We start from the raw sequence: 11,864 nt of genomic DNA, 5'->3' as shown, positions 1-11,864 counted from the left end.
TCGCCAAAGCGGCCTGCGCGTTGTGGCTTGCCGCCAGCCTGTTCGCGGCGCCGGCCCGCGCCGCGCTCGCGCCGGACCAGCCGGATCTCGCCTTCGGCGCCTTCCAGCGCGGCTATTTCCGCACCGCCTTCGATGAGGCGATGAAGCGGATTCAGGCCGACCCACGCGACGGCGCCGCCATGACCCTGGTCGCCGAGCTTTACGCCCAGGGCGTCGCCGCGCCGCAAAACCTCGACGAGGCGATGCGCTGGTACAAGCTGGCGGCGGAGGCTGGCGACAAGAATGCGCAATATGCTCTCGGCAACGCCTTCCTGACCGGCAATGGCGAGAAAAAGGATGTCGCGGCGGCGAGCGTCTGGTTCGAAAAGGCCGCCGCTCAGGATCACGCCGGCGCCTGGTTCAACCTTGGCGTCCTCGCGCTGGAAGGCAATGGCGTCGCCTCGAATTTTGGCAAGGCGGCGCAGGATTTCCGCCGCGCCGCCGATCTCGGCTTTCCCGACGCCGCCTATTCGCTCGCGCTGCTTTACCGCGAGGGCAAGGGCGTCGAGAAGGACCGGACCAAGGCGACCGAATGGCTCGCGCGCGCGGCGCAGCAGGATTTTCTGGCCGCCCAGGTCGAATATGGCATCGCTCTGTTCAATGGCGACGGCGTCCCGGCCGATGAGGCGGCCGGCGCCAAATGGCTGTTGCGGGCGGCCAATCGCAATAATGCGGTGGCGCAGAACCGCGTCGCGCGGATGCTGCTCGCCGGGCGCGGGCTGAAACAGGATCGCATCGAAGGCGCAAAATGGGCCATCCTCTCGGCCTCGGCTGGCCTGCGCGATTCCTGGCTCGACGGCGAGACCAACAAGCTGACGCCCGAGGAGCGCCAGAAGACCGAACAGGCGATCAAGACCTATCTCGGCAAATAGATCGCGGCGGCGCGCGCCTTCGTAAAAAAGCCTATGTTAAAGCAAACTTGGCGTTTAGGTTCACCATTCGCAGCGGCGGTCCAGTTTGGAAACGGGCGCCGGGCCGCCAACGGCTTCGCCAAGGCGGCGCGCGTTTACGTTACCGGCGCCGACTATGGATTTTGAAACGCAAGAAGCAAAAAGCGCTCAACGCAAAGGTTTTTCCCGCCGCGCCTTGCTCCTCGGCGCCGTGGCCTATTCGGCCCTGGGCCTGCGCGCCTGGTCGACGCCGCGGCCCAAGCGCAGCGATCGTATCGAACATTTGCTGCGGCGGATGAGCCTGGATGAGAAAGCCGGCCAGCTCTCGCTCTTCCGAAGCCCCAAGGATTCGTTACAAAACAATCCGCTCGGCGGCTCGAAGCTCACGCGCGAGGGCGCGATGGAGGATGTGCGGCGAGGCAGGGCGACGGGTTATTTCAACGGCTTCGACCTCGCCTTCAATCGCGAGTTGCAGAAAATCGCCGTCGAACAATCGCGGCTTGGCATTCCGCTGATTTTCGCCGCCGACGTGGTTCATGGCCTGAAAACGACCTATCCCATTCCATTGGGCGAGGCGGCCAGTTTCGATCCCGGTCTCTGCATGCGCACCGCCAGGGCCGCGGCCGAGGAGGCGACGTCTTTCGGCGTGCATTGGACCTTCGCTCCGGCGGTCGACGTCGCCCGCGACGAGCGTTGGGGGCGGGTTCTCGAAGGCGCCGGCGAGGATGCGTGGCTTGGTTCGCGCATCGCGGCCGCCCGGGTTCGCGGCTTTCAGGGAGACGATCTGCGCGCCTCGGATTCGCTGTTGGCTGGCCCGAAACATTTCGCCGGTTATGGCGGCGTCCAGGGCGGGATGGAATATAATACCGTCGACGTCACGGAAGCCACGCTGCGGCAGGTTCACCTTCCACCCTTCAAAGCCGCGTTCGACGCCGGCGCCCGCACGACCATGGCGGCCTTCAACGATTTCGGCGGCGTTCCCTGCACCGCCAACCGTCGCTTGCTGACCGAGATTCTGCGTGGGGAATGGCGGTTTCGCGGACTGGTCGTCTCCGATTTTCAGGCCATCGTCGAACTGATCGATCATGGCTACGCCGCGGACGAGCCGGACGCCGTTTTAAAAGCGCTGAGCGCCGGCTGTGACATTGCTCTGGGGGAAGAGCTCTATCGCGACCACATTCCGGCGCTGGTTCGCAGCGGCCGTTTGCCTGAAGCGATTGTGGACGAAGCCGTGCGCCGCGTCCTCGGAGTCAAGGAAGCGCTGGGCCTGTTCGAGAATCCGTTTCGTTCGCTCGATCCCGATCGTCAGGCGGAGGTCGTCCGCCGCCCCGACATGATCGCGCTGGCCCGCGAAGCCGCGCGGAAGTCGATCGTTCTGCTGAAAAACGAGGACGGCGTGCTGCCCTTGCCCAAATCGGGCAAGTCCATCGCCTTCATCGGTCCTTATGTTTCCGACAGGCGCAACGAGCTGGGCGCATGGTCGATCATCGAAGAGATCGACAAGGCGGTCCCGCTTGAGGCGGGCGTCCTTTCGGCGCTCGGGCCGGAGGCGAAATGCAGCTTCACGCCGGGATGCGAGCCGGACAAGGCCATTCCGGGAGGTCTGGAAGCCGCGGTCGAGGCCGCGCGCGCGGCGGATGTCGTGGTGCTTTACCTCGGCGAGCAGGCGAGAATGACCGGAGAGGCCGCTTCGACGACGTCGATCGTCATTCCGACAATCCAGCAGGATCTCGCCGAAGCCGTCGCCGCGACTGGAAAGCCGGTCGTCATCATTCTGAAACATGGCCGGGCGCTGGCGCTTGCCGGCGCGGTGCGCGATGCAAAAGCCGTGGTCTGCGCCTGGTTCCTGGGATCGGAATCCGGCAATGCTCTCGCCGACGTCCTGTTTGGCGATTTCGCCCCGCAAGGGCGGCTGCCGGTCAGTTTCCCGCAGGCGCCGGGGCAGGAGCCTTATTATTACGACCATCGCTCGACCGGCCGCCCGCAGATCGACGGGGTCGCCGCCTTCAAGGCGCGCTATCGCGACGTTTCGAACGAGCCGCTCTACCCGTTCGGCCATGGCCTGACCTATTCGACGGTCGGCTATGGACCGACCCGCGCCAATATGGCGCAAACCCCGCGCGACGGCTCGGTGAAAATCTCCGCCTTGCTCAGGAACACGGGCCGGCGCAGCGCGCATGAAGTCGCGCAGCTCTATGTCCACCAGCGGGTGGCCGCGATCACCCAGCCCGTGCGCGTGCTCAAGGGCGTCCAGCATGTCGATCTGGCGCCTGGCGAGGAGAAGCTGGTCGAATTCGAATTGCGGATGCGCGACCTCGCGGCCATTCAGCCCGATCTTTCGGCCCGCGCCGATCCCGGCGTCTATGACGTGTGGGTTGCGCCCTCGGCGTCCGCCGGCGAAAAGACTTCCTTGATGCTCGTCTGACGGCGGCTCCAACACAAAGCGAATGGGATCGAATGACCATCGAACAGAATGGGAAGCCGGGCGCTGACGACGTCGAGGCGGTCGACGCGCCGGAACTGCGCCTGTTTGTCATGGCGCTGTTTTTCATCTTTGGCGGGATCACCAGCCTCAATGACGTGATCATTCCCAAGCTCAAAGCGCTGTTTTCGCTCGATCACATGCAGGCGATGCTGGTGCAGTCGGCCTTCTTCGCCGCCTATTTCACCATTTCCCTGCCTGCCGCGGCCCTCGTCCGGCGTTTGGGTTACATGCGCGGCGCCATTGTCGGCCTGTTGACGATGACGCTCGGCTGCCTGCTGTTTCTTCCCGTCGCGGCGCGCCCCGCCTTCAGCCTGTTCCTTCTCGCGCTCTTCGTATTGGCGAGCGGCGTCACGATCGTGCAGGTGGTGGCGAATCCGCTCATCTCGCTGCTCGGGCCGAAGCGGACAGCGCATAGCCGCCTGACTTTCGCGCAGGCCTTCAACGCTCTGGGGACGACGGTCTTCCCTTATTTCGGCTCGATCCTGATTCTTGGAAGCCTCGCCGACGTCAAGGTTTCGGAGCTTTCCGGCGCCGCGCTTGACGCTTACCGCGCCGCCAGCGCGGAAGTCGTGGCGCGAGCCTATCTCGGCCTCGCGGTCGCATTGGCGCTCGTCGCCGGCGCGGTCTGGCTCCATCGCGATCGCCTCAAGGGCGAAAGCCATGCCGACGGCCCTCTCCTCGCTGGTTTCGGCCTGCTGAAACAGGGCCGCTTCGCCTTCGGAACCCTTGCGATTTTCCTCTATGTCGGTGCGGAAGTGGCGATCGGCTCGCTGATCGTCCTTTATCTCGAACAGCAGCATGTGCTCGCTCTGGGCCCGGAGGCGGCGGGCAAATTGATCCCGCTCTATTGGGGCGGCGCGCTCGTCGGACGGTTCCTCGGTTCGGCGGCGCTGCGGTTCATCAGTCCCGGCAAGGCGCTGGCTTTCAATGCGGCGGGCGCGGTCGCGCTGATCCTGATTTCGGCCAATGCGAATGGCGCGCTGGCGGCCTATAGTCTGCTGGCGATCGGCCTGATGAATTCGATCATGTTTCCCACAATTTTCAGTCTCGCCAGCGAGGGGCTCGGCAAACGCGCGACGGAAGGGTCCGGCATTATCTGCGTGGCGATTGTTGGCGGCGCGGTGATCCCGCCTTTGACGGGCCGCCTCGCCGATCTCTCCGGCAGCCTGTCGGTTTCGCTGGCGCTTCCCGCGCTCTGTTACGCCATCATCGCGATATTCGGCATTTTCGCTCTCAGGCCCGTCGAAGCCGCGCGGGTCGCGGGTTCTTCGCAAGCCGGGCTTCAGTCGCTGTGATAGGTCGCGTTTTCGCCAGACGGGCGCCGAGATGCGACTGAATCGCGCCCCTTCTTGACGCGGCGGCGCGGGCAGGGCACACAACCCGCGACTTTCGTATCAACGGCCGTCCCCGCCGGGACCAGCCCCGGAACGCTCCATGATCAATTCCGCTTTGATGAATGTGATGACCGCGACCGCGATCAAGGCCGGACGCGGCCTCAAGCGCGATTTCGGCGAGGTCGAGAATCTTCAGGTTTCCGTCAAGGGACCGGGCGATTTCGTCACCATCGCCGACAAGAAGGCGGAAAAGACCATTTTCGAGGAATTGTCCCGCGCGCGGCCCGGCTATGGCTTCGTGCTGGAAGAAGGCGGAATCGTCGAGGGCTCCGACAAGAGCCATGTCTGGCATATCGATCCGCTGGACGGCACCACCAATTTCCTGCACGGCCTGCCGATCTTCGCGGTCTCGATCGGGCTGGAGCGAGAGGGCCAGATGGTCGCCGGCGTGATCTACAATCCGGCCACCGACGATATTTTCGTCGCCGAAAAGGGGCAGGGCGCCTATTACAACAACCGCCGCATCCGGGTCGCCGCGCGCCGCGACGTCGCCGAGGGCCTGATCGCCACCGGCATTCCGCCGCTCGCCGGGGCCAAGCTGCATCCGCGCTTCAAGGCCGAACTGTCCTCGGTGATGACCCGGGCGGGCGGCGTGCGCCGGCTCGGCGCGGCATCGCTCGATCTGGCTTATGTCGCCGCCGGCCGGTTCGACGGTTTCTGGGAGCGCGGCCTGAAAAGCTGGGACATGGCGGCCGGCCTCGTTCTGGTGCGCGAGGCGGGCGGCTATCTGACCGACGCCGACGGCGGCCAGAACTATTTCGGCACCGGTTCGGTCTGCTGCGGCAATGAATTCATCCATAAACAGCTGCTCGATCTTCTTAAAAAGGCCTGATCGTCCCGCTCTTCCGGCGCGCGGACCGCGCGGGAGCGAAATTCGGCTTGAATTTACCGTGGCGTTGCGCTCAACCTAGAGCAGCGTGCGAAAAAGTGGTTGCCGGTTTTTCGCGAAAACGCTGCGAAAATAAAAGAGGCTAGAGCCGCGAGAGCGCGCCGGCGAGCGAGCCGGCAAATGCGCGCTGAAGAGCAAGCGCCGAAAAGTGAGCGCCGGACATGCCGGACAAAGACGCCTATCGCCTCTCCTCGCCCGCCATCTTCCTGGTGCGCATGGCGGTGTTCCTCATTCTGGTCGGTTTCGTCGTGGCGATCCTGCATCGCCCGGTCGAAGCCGCCTTCATGGCCAATCCCGCCCTCAACGGCGTGATTTTGGCCGCCGCCGCGATCGGAATCGTGCTGGCGGTCGCGCAGGTCGGCCGGCTGTTCCGCGAGATCGCCTGGGTCAACGCCCGCGACCGGGGCGCGGAGGCCGAGGCGCGCGTCAAGCCGCCGGTCCTGCTCGCGCCCATGGCGCGACTCGTCGGGGCGAGCAAGGCGCCGCTTTCGCCGCAGATCCTGCGTCTGGTGCTGGATTCGGTCGCCACAAGGCTCGACGAATCGCGCGAGACCTCGCGCTATCTCACGGGCCTGCTGGTTTTCCTCGGCCTGCTCGGCACGTTCTGGGGCCTGCTCGAAACCGTGGCCTCCATCGGCGGGGTGATCGCTTCGCTGCAGGGTGGCGGCGAAACCGCCTCCTTGTTCAACGATCTCAAATCCGGCCTCGCCCGCCCGCTCGCGGGCATGAGCCTCGCCTTCACCTCGTCGCTGTTCGGCCTGTCCGGCTCGCTGGTGCTCGGCTTTCTCGATCTTCAGGCCGGGCAGGCGCAGAGCCGTTTCTATACCGAACTTGAGGACCGGCTGTCGGCGGATGTCGAGGCGGCGCGGACGACTGAGGAGGCCGGCGACCCGACCGAGGCGCTCGAAGGTCTGGCGACTGGCGTGCAGGCGCTGGTGAAACATATGCGGCAGGAGCAGCAGATGATTCGCGACTGGGTCGAGGCCCAGTCGGACCGCCAGGCCCGGCTGCAGGCGGCGCTCGAAGCCCATCTGACGAGCGAGAAGACGGAGGCGCGCTGATGCCGCTCTCCCGCGCGCGCCGCCGGCCGGAGGCGATGAATTACTGGCCGGGCTTCGTGGATGCGCTCTCGACCCTGCTGCTGGTTTTCATCTTCCTGCTGTCGGTCTTCGTTTTCGCGCAATATTTCCTTTCGCGCGACGTCGGCGGCAAGGACGCGGCGCTCGAACGGCTGAACCGGCAGATCGAGGAGCTGACGGCGATCCTCGCGCTGGAGAAGGGCGGCAAGGAGCAGGCCCAGCAAAGCCTCGCGACCCTGACCGCGACGCTGGACTCCACCCGCCGCGAGCGCGATTCCTCTGTCGCCTCGGTCGGCGCGGCGGCGGAAAATCTCGACGCGGAGAAGCAGATCTCGGCCAAGGCGCTGGCGCAGGTCGAATTGCTCAACCAGCAGCTCGCCGCCCTGCGCCAGCAGCTCGCGGCGGTGCAGGAGGCTTTGTCGGCGCAGGAGGTCAAGGACAAGGAGAGCCAGGAGCGCATCGCGGATCTGGGGTCGCGGCTCAATGTCGCTCTGGCGCAGAAGGTGCAAGAATTGGCGCGCTATCGCTCGGATTTCTTCGGGCGCCTGCGCGAGATCCTGGCCGACCGGCCGGACGTGAAAGTGGTCGGCGACCGTTTCGTGCTGCCTTCCGAAGTCCTGTTCGAGAGCGGCAAGGCCGAATTGACGCCGGAGGGCAAGGCCGAGGTCGACAAGATCATGGTCGCGCTCAACGAAGTGGGGAAGGAAATCCCGCCGGAAATTCCATGGGTGCTGCGGGTCGACGGCCACACGGACAAGCGCCCGATCGCGTCGCCGCAATTCCGCTCGAACTGGGATCTCTCGGCCGCCCGCGCCATCGCCGTGGTGCAATATCTGATCGGCCGGGGCTTTCCGCCGCAGCATATATTGGCGGGCGCCTTTGGCGAGTTCCAGCCGATCGACGACGGCGACAGCGACGAGGCCCTGCGCCGCAACCGCCGCATCGAGCTGAAAATCACCGAGCGGTAAGAGACGGCGATGACGATTGCGCTGCGCCCCTATCGCGACGCCGACTGGCCCGCGCTGCTCGCGCTCTGGATCGCGACCTGGAGCCAGGCGCGCCCGGAGATCGATTTTTCCGCCCGCGCCCCCTGGCTCGCCGATCTGTTCGCCCAGGCGCGCGCCCGGGGCGCTTCCATTGCGGTGGCGGAGGATGCAAGCGGGCTGCTCGGCTTCGTGCTTTACGAACCGGCGCGCGCCTGGCTGGAGCAGATCGCGGTCCATCCGCGCGCGCTCGGCTCCGGCGCGGCGCAGGCCCTGATCCGCCATGCCAAACAGGCGTGCCCGGCGGGACTCGGCCTCGATGTCAATGCCGATAACGCCCGCGCCTTGGCCTTTTATCAGGCCGAGGGATTTGTGCAGGTCGGTTCAGGCCGTAATCCCTTGTCCGGCCTGCCGACGCTGACGCTGCGCTGGACGCCCGAATAGAGCGCACAGCGTCGCCGTCACAGCACGCCCGGGCGACGGTCGAAATAGCAGAAATCGCCTGTCGAGCGGTAGAACCAGTAGCCGGCGCCGGCGAACCTGCCCATGATTTCAGCGCCGGTGGCCGGACGGCATTCCTGGACGACCCAGGTGGGCACGCCCTCGCCGGATGTCGGCCTTCCGGTCGCTCTCTCGCCGGCGTAGCCGTTTGCAAATGTTCCGATGAGCGCGACCACAAGCAGCGATGCGCCAGTCCTGCGCGCGCTTCCGGGGCGAAATGCGAAGACATTTCGCGGGTCGATGAAGCTTGGCATTGGTTTTCTCTGGATGTTGCGGGATGTGTCAGATCGAACTGGTCGGATATGCCTCCGCCATCGCTGTCCCGTTGACGATCTCAGACAAGAAAAGTTTCAACTTAGCTTTGATTTTATTCAGCCTTTGGCGCAGATCAAGATGAGGCCGCCGTCGATCGGATCCCAAAGGCCGTCAGGTGGTCGCCGGCTCCAGCCCCTTGGCGCCGGCGTCGAATTGCAGCCGGGCGAGCCGGGCGTAAAGGCCGCCCCGCGCCGCCAGTTCGGCATGAGTGCCCTGTTCGACGATCTTCCCGCCCTCCATCACCAGAATGCGGTCGGCCGCGAGCACGGTGGCGAGGCGGTGGGCGATGATGAGCGTGGTGCGGCCCTCCATGAGCTGGTCGAGCGCCTGCTGCACCAGAATTTCATTTTCGGCGTCGAGCGCCGAGGTCGCCTCGTCGAGCAACAGGATGGGAGCGTTTTTGAGAATGGCGCGGGCGATGGCGAGACGCTGGCGTTGGCCGCCGGACAAGGTGACGCCGCGTTCGCCGAGTTGCGAGCCGAACCCCTGCGGCAAAGCGCGCACGAAATCCTTGGCCGCCGCGCGCGCCGCCGCCGCCTCGATTTCGGCGGGCGAGGCTCCCGGCGATCCATAGGCGATATTCTCGGAAACCGAGCCGGAGAAAATCACCGGCTCCTGCGGCACCAGAGCGATACGGTGGCGCAGATCGGCCGGATCGACCGCGCGCGCGTCGATGCCGTCCACGCAGACCTTGCCGGAAACCGGGTCGTAGAAGCGCATCAGCAGTTGAAACAAGGTGGATTTGCCGGCGCCCGAAGGTCCGACAATAGCGACTTTCTCTCCCGGCGCGATGGTGAAGCTGAGGTCGTCGAACACCTTTCTGTCCGGGCGCGCCGGATAAGCGAACGTCACCTGATCGAAGGCGATTTCGCCGCGCGGCGGCTCGGGCAGTTTCTGCGGCCGGGCGGGGGCGGCGATCAAGGGCTTCGAGGCGAGGATTTCGGCGAGGCGGCCGGCGGCGCCGGCGGCGGCGGAGATTTCGCTCCAGACCTCCGACAATTGCCCGAGCGAACTCGCGCCGAGCACGGCGTAAAGCACGAATTGCGAGAGCTGGCCGCCGGTCATGCGCCCGGCGAGCACGTCATGGGCGCCGAGCCACAACACGCCGACCACGCTGGCGAAGGCCAGGAAAATGGCGAAGGCGGTGAGAAGGGCGCGGGCCTTGGTCGCTTCGCGCGCCGCGACATAGGCGCCTTCGGCGGCGCGCGCGAAACGCCGCACGGTCGCGTCCTCGGCGGAAAAGGCCTGCATGGTGCGCAAGGCGGCGAGATTTTCCGCGGCGAAGGCGCTGGCCTCGGCGAGCGTGTCCTGCGCGGCGCGCGAGCGGCCGCGCACCGAGCGGCCGGCCGTGACCAGAGGCACGACGATGATGGGAATCGCGACCAGCACCAGCGCCGATAATTTGGGGCTGGTGTAGATCATCAGGCCGATCGCGCCGACGAACATGAACAGATTGCGCAGGGCGACGGAAGCCGAGGCGCCGAAGGCCGATTTGATCTGGGTGGTGTCAGCGGTCAGCCGCGACACCAGCTCGCCGGTCTGGGCGTTGTCGTAAAAAGCGGGGTCGAGCCGGGTCAGATGGGCGAAGACATCGTCGCGCAGGTCGGCGACGATGCGCTCGCCGAGCGTCATGACCAGGAAATAGCGCGCAGCCGAGGCCATCGCGAGCACGCCGACCACGCCGATCAGCGCCACGAAATAGGAATTGACCACACCGGCGTGATCGGCGGCGAAGCCCCGGTCGATCATGCCGCGCACGGCCAGAGGCATGGCGAGGGTCGCGGCGGAGGCGACGGTGAGCGCGGCGACCGCGCCGAACACCCAACTCTTGCGCCGGCGCGCATAGGGCAGGATGGGCGCCAGGGATTTGAGCGAATCGCGCGGCGAGCGGCTTGGGGCGGGGGCGTCGGTCATGCGGTCTATATAAGGCGGGGCAGGGGCGTTGGCGATGGTTTTCGCCCGCACAGGCGGCGCGACATCTTGCCTCCGTTCGCGCGTCTTCTGTCGCGCTTTCTCTTGCTCTTGCGCGCGGGGTGGTATATTAGCCGGCCTTCCACTTTCCCGGCGCCGCAAGGCGCCTGTTTTTCAGGGTTCCAAGGCGGCGATCCGTCAGGCCCCAAGAAAGCAAGCCGCAGGATCGAAACCATGAAGTCCGACATCCATCCCGATTATCACACGATCAAGGTCGTCATGACCAACGGGACCGAATTCCTGACCCGCTCGACTTACGGCAAGGAAGGCGACACCCTCAATCTCGACATCGATCCCTCGACCCATCCGGCCTGGACCGGCGGCTCGCAGCAGCTGCTCGATCGCGGCGGTCGCCTGTCGCGCTTCAACTCGCGCTTCGGCGGCCTGTCCTTCGGCAAGAAGTGATCTTCTCGCGCTTCGGCGGCGTTTGGCCGGCGCGCCAGCGCCGGCAAGGAGCGAATGCGACCATCAGGGCGTCGTCAGACGCCCGTCCCGAGACGGGCTTTGGCTGATGCGAGGGGTGTTCGCGCAGAGTGCGAACGACGGAATAGAAGGCGGCTTCGGCCGCCTTTTTTATTGCTTCATCACGAAATGGCCGTCGGCGACCTGGAAGCTGGACAGCTTTTTCAGGAAGCTCATGCCGAGCAGGCTGATCCCGTTCTGGCCGGGCTTGGCGACCAAAGCTTGCACGTCATATTCAGTGATTTCGCCGACCCGCAGCTCGCGCAGGCGCGCCGGGGCGAGAAAGGCCGTGCCGTTGGCGGTCTGCGCGGGGATCGTATAGGCCGAGGCCGGCGGATCGAGATTGATCGCGCGGGCGTCTTCCGCCGTCAGCATCACATGGCTGGCGCCGGTGTCGACCAAGGCGTGGATGCGCGCGCCATTGATCTCGATCTCGGTAACGAATTGCGCATTGCGGTCGGGCGACAGCTCGACCACGCCCATGCCGGCCCGCGCCGCCGGCCGGACGACCGCGATGGCGGGCGTTGGGCCGGCAGGGGAGGCGGAAACGGAAGGGACTGCTGAACCGCGCGCCGCGAGCATGGGGTCACGCGCGGAAAGCATGGTCCCGATCGCCGCGCCGCCCTGTTCGAACCAGCGGCTTTGCAAGGCGACGAAGGACAGCAGGGCGACAAGGCCCAGGGCGGACGCCAGCTTCACCGTTTGCGCAATCATCGACCCGCCCGCTCCTTGTCACGCGCCAACTGGTCACGCGACAGGACGCAGTCTGGCGCCTAACGCCTGCGGGACCGTTAAACTTATCCCGCCAATGCCGCCTTTACCTGCCCGCTGACCTTGGCGAAATCCATCTTGCCGG

At 65.8% G+C, this 11,864-nt stretch carries 11 protein-coding genes; 8 read left to right on the top strand and 3 right to left on the bottom strand.

The window, feature by feature from the left end:
* From ACE3S9_RS07455 to ACE3S9_RS07425, 7 genes are all read left to right on the top strand, one after another.
* Positions 1–911: tetratricopeptide repeat protein (locus ACE3S9_RS07455; RefSeq protein ID WP_374545812.1), on the top strand; the 911-nt coding region annotated here is incomplete at its 5' end.
* A gap of 229 nt (positions 912–1,140) precedes the next feature.
* Complete coding sequence (locus tag ACE3S9_RS07450) at positions 1,141–3,354, top strand: glycoside hydrolase family 3 N-terminal domain-containing protein (protein ID WP_374545811.1); 2,214 nt, start codon at positions 1,141–1,143, stop codon at positions 3,352–3,354.
* 32 nt (positions 3,355–3,386) lie between these two features.
* On the top strand, positions 3,387–4,709 hold the full coding sequence (locus tag ACE3S9_RS07445; RefSeq protein ID WP_374545810.1) for a sugar MFS transporter: 1,323 nt from the start codon (positions 3,387–3,389) through the stop codon (positions 4,707–4,709).
* A 139-nt stretch (positions 4,710–4,848) separates the two neighbouring features.
* Positions 4,849–5,640, top strand: a complete 792-nt coding sequence (locus tag ACE3S9_RS07440; protein ID WP_374545809.1) for an inositol monophosphatase — start codon at positions 4,849–4,851, stop codon at positions 5,638–5,640.
* A 218-nt stretch (positions 5,641–5,858) separates the two neighbouring features.
* Positions 5,859–6,758 carry a flagellar motor protein MotA gene (locus ACE3S9_RS07435; RefSeq protein ID WP_374545808.1) on the top strand — a complete coding sequence of 300 codons (900 nt, stop codon included), beginning with the start codon at positions 5,859–5,861 and terminating at the stop codon, positions 6,756–6,758.
* Positions 6,758–7,744 carry a peptidoglycan -binding protein gene (locus ACE3S9_RS07430; protein ID WP_374545807.1) on the top strand — a complete coding sequence of 329 codons (987 nt, stop codon included), beginning with the start codon at positions 6,758–6,760 and terminating at the stop codon, positions 7,742–7,744. The genes ACE3S9_RS07435 and ACE3S9_RS07430 overlap by 1 nt, the downstream gene beginning before the upstream one ends.
* 9 nt (positions 7,745–7,753) lie before the next feature.
* Positions 7,754–8,203, top strand: coding sequence for a GNAT family N-acetyltransferase (locus ACE3S9_RS07425; RefSeq protein WP_374545806.1), 450 nt, complete (start codon positions 7,754–7,756; stop codon positions 8,201–8,203).
* A gap of 17 nt (positions 8,204–8,220) precedes the next feature.
* On the opposite strand, the gene ACE3S9_RS07420 is transcribed toward ACE3S9_RS07425, so the two are convergent.
* Entirely contained in the window at positions 8,221–8,358 is a 138-nt protein-coding gene (locus ACE3S9_RS07420) for a hypothetical protein (RefSeq protein ID WP_374545805.1), read from the bottom strand.
* Positions 8,359–8,686: 328 nt separating this feature from the next.
* Positions 8,687–10,489 (bottom strand): ABC transporter transmembrane domain-containing protein, encoded by a 1,803-nt coding sequence (locus ACE3S9_RS07415; RefSeq protein WP_374545804.1) that lies wholly within the window; start codon positions 10,487–10,489, stop codon positions 8,687–8,689.
* Positions 10,490–10,720: 231 nt separating this feature from the next.
* Here ACE3S9_RS07415 and rpmE point away from each other — a divergent pair, with 231 nt between their 5' ends.
* On the top strand, positions 10,721–10,951 hold the full coding sequence (gene rpmE / locus ACE3S9_RS07410; protein ID WP_155444670.1) for a 50S ribosomal protein L31: 231 nt from the start codon (positions 10,721–10,723) through the stop codon (positions 10,949–10,951).
* 168 nt (positions 10,952–11,119) lie between these two features.
* Here the strand turns inward: rpmE and ACE3S9_RS07405 are convergent, their stop codons facing one another.
* Entirely contained in the window at positions 11,120–11,722 is a 603-nt protein-coding gene (locus ACE3S9_RS07405; protein WP_374545803.1) for a TIGR02281 family clan AA aspartic protease, read from the bottom strand.
* Between the last annotated feature and the right edge of the window lie 142 nt (positions 11,723–11,864).

Source organism: Rhodoblastus sp. (assembly GCF_041915505.1).
Classification (GTDB): Bacteria; Pseudomonadota; Alphaproteobacteria; order Rhizobiales; family Beijerinckiaceae; genus Rhodoblastus.
Note: the sequence above shows the minus strand (reverse complement) of the source record. Positions and strands in the feature narration are given on the sequence as shown.